Here is a 16,602-nt window from a genome sequence, read left to right as displayed (position 1 = left end):
TCATGGCGCGGGCGGGCCCAAGGGAACCAGCCCCGCCCTCAACACGCGAAGCGCATTGCCGCCCATCGCGGCGCGAATCTCGTCGGTGGTGAAGCCCGCGTCGATCAGCGCCTGCGTCACCTGCACGAGCTGCGACGTGTCGAAGCGCACCGTGGTCGCGCCGTCATAGTCGCTGCCGAGCGCGACATGCGCGATGCCGACGAGGTCGCGGACATGCTTCATCGCCTTGGCAATGCTCGCGGGCGAGGTGTCGCAGATCGCCGCATCCCAATAGCCGATGCCGATCAGCCCGCCGGTCGCCGCGACGCCGCGAATCTGTTCGTCCGACAGGTTGCGGTTGACGCGGCACGTCGCCTGCACTCCGCCGTGGCTCGACACGACCGGGCGGCGCGCCATTTTCAGGACGTCGGCGACGCAGGCGCGCGAGCAATGCGCGATGTCGACGATCATGCCCTTGGCTTCCATGCGTTCGACGACGCGGCGGCCCAAGGGAGTGAGACCGCCCTTTTCGAGGCCGTGCATCGAGCCGGCGAGATCATTGTCGAAGAAATGCGTCAGTCCCGCCATGCGGAAGCCGGCGGCATAAAGCTTGTCGAGATTGGCAATCTCGCCTTCGAGGTTCTGCAGCCCCTCGATGCTGAGCATCGCGCCGACGGGAACGTCACGGCCCTCGCGCGTGGCGAGCAGCGCGTCGATGTCGGCGGGCACCGCGACGGTACGGAGCGCGCCCGGTTCGCGCGCGGCGGCGCGGTGAAGCTTTTCCGCGTGCCAAAGCGAGCGTTCGAGCAGCGAATCCCACGTCCGCAGCGGCTGGAGCTGGGCGATGGCAAGGCTGGTGATATTGTCGCTGTCGGCGCCGTTGGCGTCGTAATTCTGGTTCTTCGGTGTCTTCGTGACGCTCGACAGAATCTGCAAGGCAACATTGCCATCGCTTAGCCGCGGCAGGTCCATATGGCCGCGCTCGGCGCGGTCGGTAAAGTCGCGGCTCCACAACAAGCTGTCGCTGTGCAGGTCGACGATCGTCAGCGTCCTGTGCAACGCCTTGGCGCGTTCGCTCACTTGCGGCAGCGGCTTGCCGTCGATCTGGTTGAGGCCGCGCTCGACGATCCCGGGCGCGAGTACGAAAAAGGCAGCGGCGCCGACGACCAGAAGGAGTAGGACAAGAAGCGGCCAGCGACGCATCAGCGCCGCCTCGCGAGCGTGACGAAGCTGAAGGCAGGGCGGCCCGCGGCGTCCGCTGGATGGTCCTCGCGCGCCACCTCCTGCCAATCGGCGGCGTCGGGATAGGCGATGATCGCATCGCCCGAAGGTTCCATGGCGACCTCGGTCAGCTCGATCCGGTCGGCAAGCGGAAAGAAGAGGCGATAGATTTCGGCGCCGCCGATCACCATCACATGCGGCGCATTGGCGAGTTTCAGCGCTTCTTCGACCGTTGCCACTGGTTCAGCGCCCTCATCGTGCCAGTCGGGATCGCGGGTGAGTACGATATGGCGGCGGCCCTCGAGCACCGCGGGCAGGCTGTCGAAAGTCTTGCGACCCATGATCATCGGGCGCCCCATCGTCAGCTGTTTGAAGCGGCGGAGGTCGGTGGGAAGGTGCCACGGCATCTTGCCATCAGCCCCGATAACGCCGTTGGCGGCGCGCGCGATGATCAGCGTGATTTCGGGGTGGTTCATGCTTCGGGTTCGGCTCCGGCCCAGGTGACGTGGCCGAGCTTGCGGCCGTCGCGCACCTCGGCCTTGCCATAATGATGAACATGTGCGCGGCCGTCGGCGAGCAGTGAAGGCACCGCGGCGATATCGGCGCCGATCAGATTGCGCATCACCACGGGCAGCGCCGTCGTCGCCGTGTCGCCGAGCGGCAGGCCGGCGACGGCGCGGATATGGTTTTCGAACTGGCTCGTCACCGCACCTTCGATCGTCCAATGACCGCTGTTGTGGACGCGCGGCGCCATCTCGTTGAAGATCGGACCTTCGGCGCCGACGAAAAACTCACCGGTGAGTACCCCGATATAGTCGAGCGCTTCGGCAATCTCCGCCATCAAGGCGCGCGCCGCATCCTGTTGGCCGGCGACCGCAGCCGGAGCGGGAAGCGATGATGATGCGAGAATGCCGGCGCCATGGACGTTAACCGGCGAATCCCAATAGCGCACCTCGCCGTCGATGCCGCGCACGAGCAGCACCGAAAATTCATGGGCAAAATCGACGAAGCCTTCGAGGACCGCCGGGTGGCGTCCGATGGCGTCCCATGCCGCATCGGCGTCGGCAGGCGCCGCGAGCTGCGCCTGACCCTTGCCGTCATAGCCCATCCGCACGGTTTTGAGGATCGCGGGAGTGCCGACCATTTCGATGGCGGTATCGAGCGCCGTCCGGTCGGGAGCGGGCGCGAAGGGCGCGGGTCGCCCGCCGACCGACACGACGAAATTCTTCTCGGCCAGCCGATCCTGCGCGACTTCGAGCGCCGCGACACCGGGGCGCACCGCGACATGGCCCGACAGAAAGCGGACGGTGTCGACAGGAACATTCTCGAACTCGAAAGTGACGACGTCGCTGGCAGCGGCAAAGGCAGCGAGACGCGGCTCGTCGTCCCACGCAGCCTGCGTGTGATGCGCCGCGACATCGGCGGCGACGCTTTTGGAGTCGGGTGCATAGATATGGGTGCGATAGCCGAGCTGCGCCGCCGCGACGGACAGCATTCGCCCGAGCTGCCCACCGCCGAGGATACCGATCGTCGATCCGGGTGGCAGCAAGCTATTGCCCCTCGCGAACCGGAATGGCAGCGACGCTATCGCTTTGCGCGGAGCGCCAGGCGTCGAGCTTTTGCGCGAGTGCTGCGTCGTCGTTCGCAAGAAGTGCTGCGGCGAACAGCCCCGCATTGGTCGCGCCCGCCTTGCCGATAGCAAAGGTCGCGACGGGAACGCCGCCCGGCATCTGGACGATCGACAAAAGGCTGTCCAATCCGCTCAGCGCCGCCGACTGGACGGGCACGCCGAGCACCGGCACGCGCGTCATCGAAGCGACCATGCCGGGCAGGTGCGCCGCGCCGCCAGCGCCAGCGATGACGGCACGAAGCCCGCGGTCGGCCGCTCCTTTCGCATAGGCGACGAGCCTGTCGGGCGTGCGATGCGCCGAGACGATCTGGACCTCGTGCGCGATCCCGAACTCCTCGAGTATCTGGACCGCATGCGCCATCGTCGGCCAGTCCGACTGGCTGCCCATGATGACCCCGACAAGCGGTCTGCTGTCGCCCATTGAAATCCCTCCACGTCCGACGATGAATCGTCGATCCTGCTCCCCCTAGCGGCTCGCCCGCGCGTGGGCAACGCCACCGCGTCGGCTTTGCGGTCGATCGGCAAATCGGAGTGCGTTTACCTATTGGTATCATGTCCCGTTTAGGGTCAGCCACGGAACATCGATCGGTATGGGGCCGACGGGGAAAAGCGTTCATTTCGGGGACTTTGGATGGACAGCGTAGGGGGAGCACGGATCGCGGTCGACCGGACCGCCTTCGCATCCGTAGACTCCATTGACGACCAGGTGCGCGAACTGCGCCGCGAACGCGACGTCCTGCGCCGCGAAAACCGCATTTTGAAGATTGCGGTCGCCGAGCTTGAGCGCGTGTCAGAGCGCGACACGCTGACGCCACTGTTCAACCGCCGCTATTTCCTGACCGCCATTCATCAACGGCTTGCGCGGTTCGAGCGCCATGCCGAAACCGCCGCCGTCGTCTTTGTCGACGTCAACCAGCTCAAGAGCATCAACGACAGCCTCGGCCATGCGGCCGGCGACTTTGCGCTGATGGAAATCGCCAACCGGCTCGCATCGTCGATTCGTGCGACCGATGTAGCGGCACGCATTGGCGGCGACGAATTCGGCCTGATCCTCGACCAGTCGACCGAAGATGGCGCGCGTGTGCAGGTCAACAGACTCTGCCATGTCTTGAGCGCCGAGCCGGCGATCTATGACGGGCACGAGATCCAATTGTCTGCCTGCTTCGGGGTTGCGATGCTCACTGCGGGGGCCACCGAGTCCGAAATCCTCGCGGCGGCCGACCGCGATATGTATCGCAGCAAGCAGCGCCAGGACGATCCTTGCGGCGACGTTTGACCCGCAACCAGTTTCCTAACCACCCGTTAACCAAATGCGCGCATCCTCGACCAATCGAAGGGGGTGAGTGTCATGCGGGTGCAGGGCGACTATTTCCAGGATATGCACGACCGGATCACCGGGCAGATCGCGGCGCTGGCCGAAGCGTTGCCGCATTGCGCCCTTGCGCAGATTGTGCAGGGCATCGACGATATTCGCTGCCTCGCACGCGACAATGGTTTCGCGGCTGTCGAGGCGCTTGCCAGTCGGCTCGAATCGACCGTTGCGACCGGCGGACAGCGAGCGGCGATCCTGACCTATCTCGATGCCATGAGCGACGCGGCCAATGTGCCGAGCGGGCCGCTATCGGCGGCGATGCACGAAGCCTGGCTTGCTTCGGTCGCGAACCGCCTCGGCGACTGACGCCGACGCGCAGCGGCCGAGCGGGATAAGGGCATGGATGCCATCATGATCGCGCTGGTTGCGGTGTTGCTAGCCAATACAGATGGGCGCAGCGGCTCCTTCCTGTCCCGGCTGATCGCCACCCGTGACGACGGCCGTGTCGTCGTTGTGGCTGCGGCGGCAAGCTTCATCGTAAACGCGCTGGTCGCCGCGGTGGGGGGAAGTCTTCTCCACCGGATGGTCGGGCAGGGCGTTGTGGCGCTGTTCGTTGCCTTTGCGTTGGCCACGGCGGCAGTCGCGCTCCTGTGGCGTGGTCGGCTTATGCCCGACGACGGCGCGATCGCCAGCGAGCCGCCGGCGCGATTGGGCGTGCGCTTGTTGCTGCTGCAATTTGGCGATCGCAGCCACTTCCTGATCGCCGCGTTGGCGGCGACCAGCGGGGCGGGGCTGTGGGCGGCCGCAGGTGGGTTTGTCGGCTGGCTGCTCGCGACTTTGCCCTTTTTCGCATTTGGTCCAGCGCTCGCGGCGACGGAGCTGGTTCGCTATGTTCGCCTGTCGAGTGCTGCGCTTCTCGCGATCTGGGCGGCCGCAACCACGCTGCGGGCCTTCGGATTAATCGCCGAAAGCGCGTGATTGCATTTGTTTCATCGAGTTTGTCGATGATAGTGGCAGGCAGCATTTGTGGGAAAAATCCGTTGCGACGCCCTATATAGGGGCAAAGCAAAGGAAAGGATTCTCCCATGCCTCAGCAGAACCAGCCTGCCGTCGTCGATGCGCTCAATGCGCTGCTTGCCGACAGCTACGCGCTCTACCTCAAGACCAAGAATTACCACTGGCATGTACAGGGACCGCGCTTCCGCCAGTTGCACCTGCTGTTCGACGAGCAGGCTGCCCAAATCCTTGCGACCACCGATTTGATTGCCGAGCGCGTGCGCAAAAATGGCGCGGTGACGCTGCGGTCGATTGGCGAGGTCGGTCGCCGTCAGACGATTCGCGATGACGACGCCGAAAAGGTCGATGCCGACACGATGGTGCGCAATCTTGCCGCCGACAATGAAACGCTTCTCGCGCAGATCAAGGCGGCGAAAGCTGCCGCAGAGGAGCAAGGCGACATTGCGACGAGCGGCCTGGTCGATGGCTGGGCCGACGAGACCGAGCAACGCATCTGGTTCCTGAAAGCAACGCTCGACGGATAAAAAAAGGGGCGGCCCTCGAAAGGACCGCCCCCATTTCATTCCTGGACGGAAATTATTGTTCGGGCTGAATATTCACGGCAGCGAACTTGCCGCGGTCGTCGACTTCGATATCGAACGCGACGCGGTCGCCTTCTTCGAGCCCGGCCATGCCCGCGCGCTGAACCGCGCTGATATGGACGAAGGCGTCGGCCTGCCCATCGTCGCGTGCGATGAAGCCGAAGCCCTTGGTCGTGTTAAAGAACTTCACGGTGCCCGACGCGCGTTCGCCGGTCAGTTGACGACGACCGCGGGCGCCGCCTGCGGGTCGATCCTCGCGCGGGCGCGGGGCGAATTCTTCGACCGGCATCGGTTCGCCCTCGATCTTGAGGTCGATGGCCGACACCTTGCCGTTGCGCTCGACGAGCGTGAAGCCGAGCGGCTGCCCAGAGGCAAGGCCCTGCAGACCCGCCTGCTCGACGGCGCTGATGTGGACGAAGACATCTTCGCCGCCGTCATCGCGTGCGATGAAGCCAAAGCCTTTCGCGGGGTTGAAGAATTTTACCTGGCCCTGGCCCTCGCCGACGACCTGCGCCGGCATGCCGCCGCCGCGTCCACCACCGAAGCCGCCGCCTCCGCTTCCGCCGCCGCCGAAGCCGCCGCGATCACCGCCGCCGAATCCTCCGCGATCGCGATCGCCAAAACCGCCACCGCGATTGCCGCCGCCAAAGCTGTCGCCGCTGTAGGGCGCGGGTTCGAAGCTGTCGAAATTGCCGAAATCATCGCGCTTGCCGCGTCCGCGATGGCCACGGCGATCCTTGTTGAAACTCATTGCTTAGTAGTCGCTTTCGGTTCGTCCGCACCCCATTCAACCGGCTCATTGCGCCGGACGGGGACGCAGTTCACCATGGGCACAGACTCGCCCCGTGCCGCTAACGGCGCAAGATATAGCCTAATTGCGTCAGGTCTGCGAACAGAAAATTCACAGCCGTGCCAGCGGCTTTCACGGCATTTCACGGATGGGGCGCGGCGACGGCGGTGCCCCGCAAAACCAGTCATTGAGCGGCGCGGCGGCTTGGCCTAAGGCGGCTGGCATGACAGTCTATTTTCATGAAGAGGATCTGCCGGAGGGCGTGCTGGGTTCGGGCGCCGTTGCGGTCGATACCGAGACGATGGGGCTCAACCCGCTGCGCGACCGGTTGTGTCTCGTTCAGATCAGCGACGGGTCGGGCGACGAGCATCTGGTCCGCTTCGGCCCTGGAAGTACATATGACGCGCCGGTTCTCAAGGCGATACTTTCTGATGCTAACCGGCTGAAACTGTTTCATTTTGCGCGATTCGACATCGCCGCCCTGCAGCATGCGCTCGGCATCGTCACGGCACCCGTCTATTGCACCAAGATCGCGTCCAAGCTTGTGCGCACATACACCGACCGTCACGGGCTGAAGGAACTGGTCCGCGAACTGCTGGGACAAGAGGTGTCGAAGCAGCAGCAGTCGAGCGACTGGGGCGCCACCGAATTGTCCGAAGCGCAGCGCGATTATGCGGCGAGCGATGTGCGCTTTCTCCATGCAATGAAGGAGGTGCTCGACGCCCGGCTCGCGCGCGAAGGGCGCGCCGAATTGGCGCAGGCCTGCTTCGATTTCCTGCCGACGCGCGCGGCGCTCGACCTTGCCGGTTGGCCCGAGGTCGATATTTTCGCGCACAGCTAGGTCTCCGAGTCGCATGTCCGAACGCGCCGACCTCGATCGCACGATGCGCCGGATCTGGGCGGCGAGCGGGTCGAGTCACGACCGGGTGATCCGCATCTTGCGCTATGGTCTGCCGTTGCTGATCGGCGTCATTACGGCGATCCTTGTTTTTTCGCCTTTCACCCAGCGCGCCGAGATCAGCTTTCTGCTCGCGAAGGACAAGGTCGAGGTCGCCAAGGAGCGGATGCGCGTGACGCGTGCCGAATATCGCGGGCAGGACGAAAAGGGGCAGCCTTTCGCGCTCGTGGCAGGTAGCGCGGTGCAGCAAAGCTCGACCGAGCCAGTGGTGCTCATGCGTCAGCTATCGGGCGCGATCAACCTTGCCGAGGGGCCGGCAACCATAGCCGCGGCGCAGGGCGCCTACGATATGGAAAGCGAAACGGTCGCGGTTCCCGGTACGGTGCAGGTGCGCAGCGCCGACGGCTATCGGATCGACGCGAGCAATGTCGCTCTCGACCTTAAGGGGCGCAGCCTCGTCGGGCGCGGCGGCGTCGACGGCACATTGAACATCGGTCGCTTTTCGGCCAATCAACTCACCGCCGATCTCGATACGCGTATCGTGCGGTTGTCGGGCAATGCCCGGCTGCGGATCAACCAGGGAGTGATCAAATGACCCGCCTATCGTCCATCCGGAGCCTTGCGCTTGCTGGCGCCGGCTTTGCGCTGACCGGCCTCGCGATGCTGTCGGTCGGCAGCGGCGATGCGGCGCAGGCGCAGGCGCTGGCCAACCACAACAGCAATGCGCCGGTCGATTTCGCGGCGGGGACGATCGAGGTGCAGGACCGTGCCGACCGCGTCGTGCTCGCGGGCAATGTCCGCGTGACGCAGGCGGGTCTGACCGTCACCGCGCCGCGCATGACGGTCGCCTACACGCGCGCCGGCGGCACCGACGTCAATCGGCTCGACGCGACCGGCGGGGTGACGGTGGTGAAGGGCGACGAGCGCGCGTCGGGCAATGTCGCCATTTACGACCTCGACCGGCGGCTGATCACGATGGTCGGCAATGTCGAGCTGCGCCAACGCGGCAACCGCCTGTCGGGCGGACGGCTTGTCATCGACCTCAACAGCGGCCGCGCGACTGTCGACGGGCGCGGCGCGGCGCGCGGACCTGACGGCAATCCGGTCGAAGGCGGCACGGGCGGCCGCGTGACGGGGACCTTCACGGTTCCGGAAAGAAAGCAGTAACCAGCTTCCTTCGCAGATTTGAAACCACGCCGCGCGACTATCGCCGCAGGGACCAGATGATTTGCGGCGCTCCGGGGGGGCGGCGTCGCATAGCGAAAGCCAGCCCCCATGCCCCTTTCCGCCTTCCTTCCGCGCCGTCGCCCGATGTTCGGTCACCGCAAGACCGATCCTGCCGCGCCTGCGGTGACCGGGCCGACGAGCGACGAGCGCCGCCTGATCGAGCGGATCATTCGTCACAGCGGCCCGCGACCGCCGCAATAGGAATATCGCTGGTTGGCGTTCGGCGCCCGCGCCCCTACATGGGGCGCGCATGCCGCCCGATACCGCCACCTCCGCCGATACGGGCCGCGAGCCTCCCGTCCTTGCGACGCTGAAGCGATTCCTTCCCTATCTGTGGCCTGCGGGGAATGGCGGGCACAAGCTGCGCATCGTCCTCGCGGCGCTGATCGTCCTCGCGTCGAAGGGCGTACAGCTGTCGATGGGCTTCCTCTATGGTGCGGCGATCGACCGGATGGCGCCGGGGATGGAGGAGGGGATCGCGCTCGCGATCGGGCTGGTCCTCGCCTATGCGGGCGCACGCTTTGCCGGCGTGCTGTTCGACAATCTTCGCAATGTTGTGTTCGAGCGCGTCGGGCAGGATGCGACGCGCGAGCTGGCAATCGCGACCTTCACGCATTTGCATGCGCTGAGCTTGCGCTTCCACCTTGCGCGGCGAACGGGCGAGGTGACGAAGGTGATCGAGCGCGGGACCAAGAGCATAGACACGATGCTCTATTTCCTGCTGTTCAACATTGCGCCGACGATCATCGAGCTCGCGGCAGTGCTCATCATCTTCTGGACCAAGTTCAGTTTTGGCCTTGCAAGCGCGACCGCGCTGATGGTCGTTGTCTATATCATCTTCACGCGGCGCGTGACCGACTGGCGCAATGCGCTACGTACGCGGATGAACGACCTCGACACGCTCACTGTCGGGCGTAGCGTCGACAGCCTGCTCAATTACGAGACGGTCAAATATTTCGGAGCCGAAGCGCGCGAGACGGCGCGCTATCGCGACGTCGCCGACCAATATGCCCGCGCCGCGGTGAAAAGCGAGAACAGCCTCGCCTGGCTCAACATCGGGCAGAGCCTGATCACCAACGCCGCAATGGCGGGGGCGATGGCCTATACGGTGTGGGGATGGTCGCGCGGCGAATTTGCCGTCGGCGACGTCGTGCTCGTCAACACGCTGCTCGCGCAGCTTTTCCGCCCGCTCGACATGCTCGGTATGGTCTATCGCATCATCCGCCAGGGCCTGATCGACATGGAGGCGATGTTCCGCCTGATCGACACGCCGTCCGAGATTGCCGACACGCCGGGCGCGGCGGCGCTCGTCGTGAACGGCGGAGCAGTGATGTTCGAGAATGTGGTGTTCGGCTACGAGCCCGACCGCACGATCCTGAACGGCGTCAGCTTTGCTGTCGGCGCGGGCGAGACGCTGGCGATCGTCGGGCCGTCGGGTGCGGGCAAGTCGACGATCGCGCGGCTCTTGTTCCGTTTCTATGACCCGCAGGGCGGGCGCGTGACAATTGACGGACAGGATATCAAGGCGGTGACGCAAGCCAGCCTGCGCGCGGCGATCGGCATCGTTCCGCAGGATACGGTGCTGTTTAACGACAGCATCGGCTATAACATCGCCTATGGCCGCGAGGACGCTAACGCCGAAGAAGTCGCTGCCGCGGCCGAGGGCGCCGCGATCGACGACTTCATCGCCACGCTGCCGCAAGGTTATGAGACCGAGGTAGGCGAGCGCGGTCTCAAGCTGTCGGGCGGCGAGAAGCAGCGCGTCGCAATTGCGCGCACGCTGCTTAAAAACCCGCCGGTGCTGATTTTGGACGAGGCGACGAGCGCGCTCGACAGCCGCACAGAGGCGGCGATTCAGGGCACGCTCGACCGCATCGCGCAACGCCGCACGACGCTGGTGATCGCGCACCGCCTGTCGACGGTGACGGGCGCCGACCGGATCATCGTGCTGGATAAGGGCCATGTCGCGGAGACGGGGACGCACGACCAACTGCTGCGCATGCGCGGGCTCTACGCCGACATGTGGGCGCGGCAACAGGCGGAGGTTGAGGAGGGGACGGTATAATTTTCTGCGCCGCTTTGCCGACTGGGGCCACGGACGAGTTTGATCGGATTGTGGGACAAAATTTATGGCGAGAAACGCGCCGTCGAATATTTGAGACAAGCGCCGCAAGGTGGCACGACCAGAATTTGTCCGTCCGGTCGTGCCCAGGCTGCTGACCTGCTGCTACCGCGGTGATGAATGTCCCATGGGCTTGCGTTCGCGGTCGGGATAGCGACCATGCGCCACCGTACGACACCAATAGCGATTTTTAGCGCCGGGCTTGGTGAACGAAGCAATCCCGCACGTGCACGGATCGAAAGACAAAAGCTGGGCGCTACCTAACTGGTTCTGCGCATTTCGCTTCGTTTTTTCGCATGCCTCGGATTCTGTCGCGCCATAGATTTGGGCCTTGCGTTCGATGTCCTTGGCCATTGCACCACCGGCAAGGGCCAATGTTGCAAGCCCCGCGGCCGCTATAATGATTGTCTTCATGATCAATCTCCCTTCGACAGCATGTGTGCGTGTTCATGTGCAAGGTATTGGGTCGCCTCGCATGGGGAAAATATGCGCTGTACCGGGAGCAGTCTTTGCCTAGCCGTTGAATAATTGTGAAAAATATGAATGATATATAATTCAATGAGTTAGATCATGTGCAAGAGTGATGCGACGGGGGATTGCGCGTTGGCACGGTTGTAGCCATGCCATCGCCCGGACAGCGCGGCCGCACAATGCAATTCAGTTTTCACTTTTCTCAGTATATTGGCCGCGACATTTTAACTGGGTTCGAACGACGCGCACATCGTCGCCCCGATTTTAGCCAATCGATCTCGCAAAAATAGTCCTTGACTGCCTCTCTATAATTCCATAGTTCGACAATCATCGAATTATAGAGGCCGATATGGAGTCCGAACCCGTCATTCGCGCCTTAAGCGCGCTTGCGCAGGAGCATCGCCTCGCGCTGTTCCGGCTGCTGGTGCAGGCGGGGCCTGAGGGCTTGGCAGCGGGGGCGATTGCCGGGGCTTTGGAGGTGCCCGCATCCTCCTTGTCGCACCATCTGACTCAGCTCACCAATGCGGGGCTGATCGTGCAGCGGCGCGAGAGCCGGTCGCTGATCTATTCGGCTGACTATCGCGCGATGAACGCGCTCGTCGGCTTCCTCATGGAAAATTGCTGCGGTGGCGGGGCCTGCGCGCCCGACACCGCGTGCGAACCCAATACAGACGAAGAAAGGAAAAGCGCATGAGCCGTTTTCATATGCATGTCGGCGTTGCCGATCTGGACAAGTCGATTGCCTTTTACACGGGACTTTTCGGCGCGACACCGAGCGTGACGAAGGATGATTATGCCAAATGGATGCTCGACGATCCGCGCATCAATTTCGCCATCTCGGTGCGCGACGGCGCGCATCGCGGGGTCGAACATGTCGGGATCCAGGTCGAGGATGCCGACGAGCTCGCCGCGGTCTATGGCCGGCTCAAGGATGCGGGCGCGCCGGTGCTCGAGGAAGGCGCGACGACCTGTTGCTATGCCAAGTCCGAAAAAAGCTGGATCGCCGATCCCGACGGCGTCGTGTGGGAAGCGTTTCTGACCAATGGCGAAGCCACCGTTTATGGCGACAGCCCCGATTTCGCGCCGCTCGCATCGCCTGCGGCGGCCGAAGGAAGTTGCTGCGTCCCGGCCGCGGCCAAGCCCGCTCCCGCCACCTGCTGTTGACGCCATGGCGGGCGCGAAGCCGGGGATTTTGGTGCTGTGCACGGGCAATTCGGCGCGCAGCATCTTGGGCGAAGCGCTGATCGCGCGCATGGGCGAAGGCCGCGTGCGCGCCTTTAGCGCGGGCAGCCAGCCCAAGGGTGCGCCGCACCCGGCGGCGCTGCGGCTGCTCGCTGCGAAGGGCTACGATATTGCTGCGTTCCGGTCGAAAAGCTGGGACGAGTTTGCAGCACCCGGCGCGCCGCGAATCGACATTGCCATCACCGTCTGCGGCAACGCGGAGGGAGAAGCCTGCCCGTTGTTCGTCGGCGCCCCCGTGCGCGCGCATTGGGGTCTCGCCGACCCTGCCGATACTCCGGGCGGCGAAGCAGCGGAGGATGCCGCCTTTGCCGAAACCTGGCGCCTGCTCGAGGCGCGCGCAACGGCAATGTTCGCGCTGCCAATCGAGACGATGGGGCGCAACGAATTGCGCGAGGCGCTGGGGCATATCGGCAAGATGGAGGGCGCGGCATGACGCAGGGGCTTTCGCGCAGCCTGCTCGCCGAAGGGCTCGGCAGCTTTTTCCTGTTCGCGACCGTCGTCGGCTCAGGCGTGATGGCCGAGCAATTGTCGGGCGGCAATGTCGGGATCGCGCTTCTCGCCAACGCGCTTGCGACCGGCGCCATCCTGTTCGTGCTTATCGCGATGCTCGGCCCCGTGTCGGGCGCGCATTTCAACCCGGCGGTTACGCTCGTGATGGCGCTCGGACGCGCAATCGCGCCGCGCCGCGCTCTCCTTTATGTCACAATGCAGATTGTTGGCGGCATTTTGGGGGTGTGGGCGGCGCATCTGATGTTCGATCTGCCGATCGTCCAATTCTCGGCAAAGGCGCGCACCGGCGCGGGGCAATGGGCGGGTGAGTTCATCGCGACCTTTGGCCTCATCCTCACCATCATCGGCACGCTGCGTCACCGCGCCGAATGGGTCGCGCCGAGCGTCGCGCTCTATATCACCGCGGCATATTGGTTCACCTCGTCGACCAGCTTCGCCAATCCGGCGATTGCGGTCGCGCGCAGCCTGTCCAACAGCTTTGCCGGCATTGCGCCCGCCGATGTCCCGGCCTTTATCGCTGCACAGCTTGCGGGGGCGGTCGCGGCTTACGCTATCGCGCGCTCGCTCTTCTCTCCCGCGGCCGATTAGCGGGGGTCGATCCTAAGCGCCGCGAGGATGGCGCCCAGCGGAACAAGCTTGAAATTCTGCGGCGCCTTGCGTCCCTTTTCGTCGCGATTTTTCCCGTCGTGCGCGACGAAAAGCCCGCCCGGCCATCGCGGTCCGAAATTGCCCGCATGCAGGGCGATGCCGTCGGTTTCCTCGGTTCCGTCGATGGCGCCGCCGCGAATCCGAAAACTGCCGACGAACGCGCCATCGGGGACATGGAACACCGAATAGCTGTCGTCGCCCTGGTTCGACGCGAAAAGAAAGCCGCGCGTCGCCCCGACAGGAAGCAGCGCCAGCCCTTCGGCGTCCTTATGAAGATGGACACCATCGACATCGGCGATCTTGATGGGCGCCATCGGCCGGTCAGGGGCGGTGTTTATGCGCCAGATGGCTACTTTGTCCTCAGCGACATAGAGCTGGCCGCTGCGGTCGTCGACGACGCAGCCTTCGCTTCGGCTCTCGAGGTCGAAGCGGCGCAAGACACGGCCCCGCGCCGGCAGGGTTGCAAGGTCGAGCGCGACCTGTTCGACGATCCCTTCCTTATAGACCATGAAGGCGTCAACCGCGTCGCCCCGCCGATGGAGACAAAGGCCATAGGCCTGGCCATCGGGAAGCGCGATCGTGCCGATCGGGATCAGCGCGGGCGCCGCGGGGTCGAGTCGGAACAGGCGGAGCAGCGGGTCGTCCTTGTCGCTCCGGTCCGATGCCGCGACGAGCGTCGCGCGCGCTCCCGCGATCGGCACATCGTCGCGCAGGTCGACATTGTTGATGTCGCCCAATCGCTGAAAGGCGAGCAGCCGGCCCGACAGGTCGTGGATCGCGAGCCCCGCCTTCTTGTCGGTCGAGATGACGAGGCTTGCCGCGGGATCGGCCGGATTGCGCCAGATCGCCGGATCGTCGGCGCGGTCGCCGCGGCTGTCGGTGACCGGCGCGGTTTCGACGCGCGCGGGAATTTCGGGCAGCGGGCGACCTCCCGGCTGGTGCGTCGCGGACAGGAGTGCCGCGAGAAGGAACGATAACGGCATAGCGGACCTCAAACCTCCACCATTGCAACGGTTCGCGGCGCGCGGCGGTTGCATGGTGCGGCGGGGCGCGGCCGGACGCGGCGCGCGGCCTTCCCTCGCGCGACCAAACTGCCTATCGCGCTAGTCAATGTCGGCCGAAGCTCTCCTCCCCCTCCTGAAATCGACCTTCGGATTCGACGCCTTCCGCGGACGGCAGGGCGATGTCGTCGACCGGGTGATGGCGGGCATGCACACGCTTGCCGTAATGCCGACGGGCGCGGGCAAGTCGCTCACCTATCAGCTTCCGGCGGTGGCATTTTCGGGATGCGTGGTCGTGATCTCGCCGCTGATCGCGTTGATGCACGACCAGCTCCGCGGCGCACGCGCTGCGGGGATTCGCGCCGCGTCGCTGACCAGCGTCGATGCCGATTTCGCCGACACGCGGCAGGCCTATCGCGACGGCGAACTCGATCTCCTTTATATTGCGCCCGAACGCGCGACGGGCGAGGGATTTCGCGCGCTGCTCGCCGCCCGCCCGCCCGCGCTGTTCGCCATCGACGAGGCGCATTGCGTGTCGGAATGGGGGCATGATTTCCGCCCCGATTATCGCCTGCTGCGCCCGCTGCTCGATGCTTTTCCTGCGGTGCCGCGCCTTGCGCTCACCGCGACCGCCGACCGCCACACGCGCGAGGATATTCTGGTCCAGCTCGGCATTCCCGCCGACGGGCTGGTGCTCGCGGGGTTCGACCGGCCCAATATCCGCTACCGCGTGACCCCGCGCATCAGCCCGGCGCGCCAGCTTGCCGACTTCATCGCCGCCAACCCCGGCCCCGGCATCGTCTATTGCCCGACGCGCGACGGCACCGAGCGGATGGCGGCGCGGCTTGCGGGCGCGACGGGGCGCAGCGTCGCCGCCTATCACGCGGGGCTCGACCCCGAAAGGCGCGCGCGGGTGCAGCATGACTTCGTGGCGTCGGAGGACGGCATCGTCACCGCGACGGTCGCGTTCGGCATGGGGATCGACAAGCCCGACGTGCGCTTCGTCGCGCATGCCGGGCTGCCGAAGTCGATCGAGAGCTATTATCAGGAAACCGGGCGCGCGGGGCGCGACGGCGACCCCGCCGAGGCACTGATGCTGTGGGGCGCCGAGGATTTTGCGCGCGCGCGGATGCGGCTGTCCGAACTTCCCGAGGCGCGCATCGCGGGCGAGCGCGCGCGGCTGAACGCGCTCGCCGCGCTCGTCGAGACGGTCGAGTGCCGCCGCGCGCTGCTGCTGCGTCATTTCGGCGAGGACCCGCCCGAACGCTGCGGCAATTGCGACACCTGTCTCGACCCGCCCGCGCGGCTCGACGTGTCGGTGCTCGCGCAAAAGCTGCTCTCGGCAGTCTATCGCACCGGGCAGAGCTTTGGCGCGGGGCATGTCGAGGCGGTGCTGACGGGCAAGCGCGACGAGCGCGTCGCGGCGCGCGGGCACGACAAGCTGTCGGTGTTCGGCATCGTCGAGGGCGAGGAGGCGCGGCTGATCAAGCCGCTCGTGCGCACGCTCGTCGCGCGCGAGGCGCTCGATACCACCGAACATGGCGGGCTGATGCTCGGCCGCGCGGCGCGCCCGCTGCTGAAGGGCGAGGCGCCGGTGCTGATGGCCGAGCCGCCGGTCAAACGCACGCGGCGCGAGCGCGGCGGCGGCGCGGCGGCGAACCCGGTGGGCGATCCGCTGTTCGACGCATTGCGCGCCACCCGCCGCGACCTGTCTGCCGAAGCCGGCGTGCCGCCCTATGTCGTCTTTCACGATGCGGTACTCCGCGCGATGGCGAGCGAACGGCCGGCGACGCGTGCCGAACTGGCGGCGATCCCCGGCGTGGGGGCAAAGAAGCTCGAAGCATGGGGCGACGCGTTTCTGGCGGTGATCCGGCAGTATTGAGCGGCTGATTGTCGTTGAGCATTGTTTTCGCCGTCATCCCGGACTTGATCCGGGATGACGAAGGTCTGGTA

The 16,602-nt window shown here is 65.3% G+C and carries 20 protein-coding genes; 13 read left to right on the top strand and 7 right to left on the bottom strand.

All coding sequences use genetic code 11. The annotated features are described in order from the left end of the window. The 4 genes from H7692_RS08140 to purE are packed head-to-tail and all read right to left on the bottom strand — an operon-like array spanning window position 1 to window position 3,251. Window positions 1–1,182, bottom strand: coding sequence for a dipeptidase (locus tag H7692_RS08140; RefSeq protein ID WP_227340014.1), 1,182 nt, complete (start codon window positions 1,180–1,182; stop codon window positions 1–3). Beyond that, window positions 1,182–1,676, bottom strand: coding sequence for a dihydrofolate reductase (locus H7692_RS08135; RefSeq protein ID WP_227340013.1), 495 nt, complete (start codon window positions 1,674–1,676; stop codon window positions 1,182–1,184). Before H7692_RS08135 ends, H7692_RS08140 begins: the two co-directional genes overlap by 1 nt. Then, entirely contained in the window at window positions 1,673–2,749 is a 1,077-nt protein-coding gene (locus tag H7692_RS08130; protein WP_227340012.1) for a 5-(carboxyamino)imidazole ribonucleotide synthase, read from the bottom strand. Before H7692_RS08130 ends, H7692_RS08135 begins: the two co-directional genes overlap by 4 nt. Before the next feature lies 1 nt (window position 2,750). Continuing rightward, the gene (gene purE, locus H7692_RS08125; protein WP_201928824.1) at window positions 2,751–3,251 is read right to left on the bottom strand and encodes a 5-(carboxyamino)imidazole ribonucleotide mutase; all 501 of its coding nucleotides are present in this window, start codon (window positions 3,249–3,251) and stop codon (window positions 2,751–2,753) included. Window positions 3,252–3,461: 210 nt separating this feature from the next. On the opposite strand from purE, the gene H7692_RS08120 reads away from it, so the two are divergent. The 4 genes from H7692_RS08120 to H7692_RS08105 all read left to right on the top strand — a co-directional run bounded on the left by H7692_RS08120 (window position 3,462) and on the right by H7692_RS08105 (window position 5,683). Continuing rightward, window positions 3,462–4,106 carry a GGDEF domain-containing protein gene (locus tag H7692_RS08120; RefSeq protein WP_222135411.1) on the top strand — a complete coding sequence of 215 codons (645 nt, stop codon included), beginning with the start codon at window positions 3,462–3,464 and terminating at the stop codon, window positions 4,104–4,106. 72 nt (window positions 4,107–4,178) lie between these two features. Beyond that, the gene (locus H7692_RS08115; RefSeq protein WP_201929092.1) at window positions 4,179–4,508 is read left to right on the top strand and encodes a hypothetical protein; all 330 of its coding nucleotides are present in this window, start codon (window positions 4,179–4,181) and stop codon (window positions 4,506–4,508) included. Between the two features lie 33 nt (window positions 4,509–4,541). After that, window positions 4,542–5,120: a hypothetical protein gene (locus H7692_RS08110; protein ID WP_222135412.1), complete on the top strand. Its 579-nt coding sequence runs from the start codon at window positions 4,542–4,544 to the stop codon at window positions 5,118–5,120. Between the two features lie 107 nt (window positions 5,121–5,227). Further along, a complete protein-coding gene (locus H7692_RS08105; protein WP_201928827.1) occupies window positions 5,228–5,683 on the top strand; it encodes a Dps family protein in 456 nt (151 codons plus the stop codon). 52 nt (window positions 5,684–5,735) lie between these two features. Here H7692_RS08105 and H7692_RS15165 read toward each other — a convergent pair whose 3' ends face one another. After that, complete coding sequence (locus H7692_RS15165) at window positions 5,736–6,491, bottom strand: cold-shock protein (RefSeq protein WP_222135413.1); 756 nt, start codon at window positions 6,489–6,491, stop codon at window positions 5,736–5,738. Between the two features lie 262 nt (window positions 6,492–6,753). On the opposite strand from H7692_RS15165, the gene H7692_RS08090 reads away from it, so the two are divergent. The 4 genes from H7692_RS08090 to H7692_RS08075 all read left to right on the top strand — a co-directional run bounded on the left by H7692_RS08090 (window position 6,754) and on the right by H7692_RS08075 (window position 10,720). Then, window positions 6,754–7,371: a ribonuclease D gene (locus H7692_RS08090; protein ID WP_201928829.1), complete on the top strand. Its 618-nt coding sequence runs from the start codon at window positions 6,754–6,756 to the stop codon at window positions 7,369–7,371. Window positions 7,372–7,384: 13 nt separating this feature from the next. Further along, window positions 7,385–8,023, top strand: coding sequence for an LPS export ABC transporter periplasmic protein LptC (gene lptC, locus H7692_RS08085; RefSeq protein ID WP_201928830.1), 639 nt, complete (start codon window positions 7,385–7,387; stop codon window positions 8,021–8,023). A 65-nt stretch (window positions 8,024–8,088) separates the two neighbouring features. After that, on the top strand, window positions 8,089–8,595 hold the full coding sequence (locus H7692_RS08080; protein ID WP_390881096.1) for an LptA/OstA family protein: 507 nt from the start codon (window positions 8,089–8,091) through the stop codon (window positions 8,593–8,595). 310 nt (window positions 8,596–8,905) lie between these two features. Next, on the top strand, window positions 8,906–10,720 hold the full coding sequence (locus tag H7692_RS08075) for an ABCB family ABC transporter ATP-binding protein/permease (protein WP_201928833.1): 1,815 nt from the start codon (window positions 8,906–8,908) through the stop codon (window positions 10,718–10,720). Between the two features lie 162 nt (window positions 10,721–10,882). On the opposite strand, the gene H7692_RS08070 is transcribed toward H7692_RS08075, so the two are convergent. After that, on the bottom strand, window positions 10,883–11,191 hold the full coding sequence (locus H7692_RS08070; protein ID WP_201928834.1) for a hypothetical protein: 309 nt from the start codon (window positions 11,189–11,191) through the stop codon (window positions 10,883–10,885). Between the two features lie 406 nt (window positions 11,192–11,597). On the opposite strand from H7692_RS08070, the gene H7692_RS08065 reads away from it, so the two are divergent. Genes H7692_RS08065 through H7692_RS08050 form a run of 4 tightly spaced genes read left to right on the top strand, consistent with a single transcriptional unit; the run spans window position 11,598 to window position 13,588 of the window. Further along, entirely contained in the window at window positions 11,598–11,942 is a 345-nt protein-coding gene (locus H7692_RS08065) for an ArsR/SmtB family transcription factor (protein WP_222135414.1), read from the top strand. Beyond that, on the top strand, window positions 11,939–12,412 hold the full coding sequence (locus H7692_RS08060) for an ArsI/CadI family heavy metal resistance metalloenzyme (protein ID WP_201928836.1): 474 nt from the start codon (window positions 11,939–11,941) through the stop codon (window positions 12,410–12,412). The genes H7692_RS08065 and H7692_RS08060 overlap by 4 nt, the downstream gene beginning before the upstream one ends. A gap of 4 nt (window positions 12,413–12,416) precedes the next feature. Beyond that, window positions 12,417–12,923: an arsenate reductase ArsC gene (locus tag H7692_RS08055; RefSeq protein ID WP_222135415.1), complete on the top strand. Its 507-nt coding sequence runs from the start codon at window positions 12,417–12,419 to the stop codon at window positions 12,921–12,923. After that, window positions 12,920–13,588 carry an aquaporin gene (locus H7692_RS08050; RefSeq protein WP_201928838.1) on the top strand — a complete coding sequence of 223 codons (669 nt, stop codon included), beginning with the start codon at window positions 12,920–12,922 and terminating at the stop codon, window positions 13,586–13,588. Before H7692_RS08055 ends, H7692_RS08050 begins: the two co-directional genes overlap by 4 nt. On the opposite strand, the gene H7692_RS08045 is transcribed toward H7692_RS08050, so the two are convergent. Next, entirely contained in the window at window positions 13,585–14,631 is a 1,047-nt protein-coding gene (locus tag H7692_RS08045) for a phytase (protein WP_222135416.1), read from the bottom strand. The genes H7692_RS08050 and H7692_RS08045 overlap by 4 nt on opposite strands. A gap of 127 nt (window positions 14,632–14,758) precedes the next feature. Between H7692_RS08045 and recQ the strand changes: the two genes are divergently transcribed. After that, complete coding sequence (gene recQ / locus H7692_RS08040) at window positions 14,759–16,531, top strand: DNA helicase RecQ (protein WP_222135417.1); 1,773 nt, start codon at window positions 14,759–14,761, stop codon at window positions 16,529–16,531. Window positions 16,532–16,602 lie beyond the last annotated feature (71 nt).

Origin of the sequence: Sphingopyxis sp. P8 (assembly GCF_020622175.1) — a bacterium.
GTDB lineage: Bacteria > Pseudomonadota > Alphaproteobacteria > Sphingomonadales > Sphingomonadaceae > Sphingopyxis > Sphingopyxis jiangsuensis.
Note: the sequence above shows the minus strand (reverse complement) of the source record. Positions and strands in the feature narration are given on the sequence as shown.

Bases quoted from the DNA above. Each gene is read 5' to 3' on its own strand.
- H7692_RS08140 (WP_227340014.1), bottom strand. From the start codon at position 1,182: ATGCGTCGCTGGCCGCTTCTTGTCCTACTCCTTCTGGTCGTCGGCGCC.
- H7692_RS08135 (WP_227340013.1), bottom strand. From the start codon at position 1,676: ATGAACCACCCCGAAATCACGCTGATCATCGCGCGCGCCGCCAACGGC.
- purE (WP_201928824.1), bottom strand. From the start codon at position 3,251: ATGGGCGACAGCAGACCGCTTGTCGGGGTCATCATGGGCAGCCAGTCG.
- H7692_RS08120 (WP_222135411.1), top strand. From the start codon at position 3,462: ATGGACAGCGTAGGGGGAGCACGGATCGCGGTCGACCGGACCGCCTTC.
- H7692_RS08115 (WP_201929092.1), top strand. From the start codon at position 4,179: ATGCGGGTGCAGGGCGACTATTTCCAGGATATGCACGACCGGATCACC.
- H7692_RS08110 (WP_222135412.1), top strand. From the start codon at position 4,542: ATGGATGCCATCATGATCGCGCTGGTTGCGGTGTTGCTAGCCAATACA.
- H7692_RS08105 (WP_201928827.1), top strand. From the start codon at position 5,228: ATGCCTCAGCAGAACCAGCCTGCCGTCGTCGATGCGCTCAATGCGCTG.
- H7692_RS15165 (WP_222135413.1), bottom strand. From the start codon at position 6,491: ATGAGTTTCAACAAGGATCGCCGTGGCCATCGCGGACGCGGCAAGCGC.
- H7692_RS08090 (WP_201928829.1), top strand. From the start codon at position 6,754: ATGACAGTCTATTTTCATGAAGAGGATCTGCCGGAGGGCGTGCTGGGT.
- lptC (WP_201928830.1), top strand. From the start codon at position 7,385: ATGTCCGAACGCGCCGACCTCGATCGCACGATGCGCCGGATCTGGGCG.
- H7692_RS08080 (WP_390881096.1), top strand. From the start codon at position 8,089: ATGCTGTCGGTCGGCAGCGGCGATGCGGCGCAGGCGCAGGCGCTGGCC.
- H7692_RS08075 (WP_201928833.1), top strand. From the start codon at position 8,906: ATGCCGCCCGATACCGCCACCTCCGCCGATACGGGCCGCGAGCCTCCC.
- H7692_RS08070 (WP_201928834.1), bottom strand. From the start codon at position 11,191: ATGAAGACAATCATTATAGCGGCCGCGGGGCTTGCAACATTGGCCCTT.
- H7692_RS08065 (WP_222135414.1), top strand. From the start codon at position 11,598: ATGGAGTCCGAACCCGTCATTCGCGCCTTAAGCGCGCTTGCGCAGGAG.
- H7692_RS08060 (WP_201928836.1), top strand. From the start codon at position 11,939: ATGAGCCGTTTTCATATGCATGTCGGCGTTGCCGATCTGGACAAGTCG.
- H7692_RS08055 (WP_222135415.1), top strand. From the start codon at position 12,417: ATGGCGGGCGCGAAGCCGGGGATTTTGGTGCTGTGCACGGGCAATTCG.
- H7692_RS08050 (WP_201928838.1), top strand. From the start codon at position 12,920: ATGACGCAGGGGCTTTCGCGCAGCCTGCTCGCCGAAGGGCTCGGCAGC.
- H7692_RS08045 (WP_222135416.1), bottom strand. From the start codon at position 14,631: ATGCCGTTATCGTTCCTTCTCGCGGCACTCCTGTCCGCGACGCACCAG.
- recQ (WP_222135417.1), top strand. From the start codon at position 14,759: ATGTCGGCCGAAGCTCTCCTCCCCCTCCTGAAATCGACCTTCGGATTC.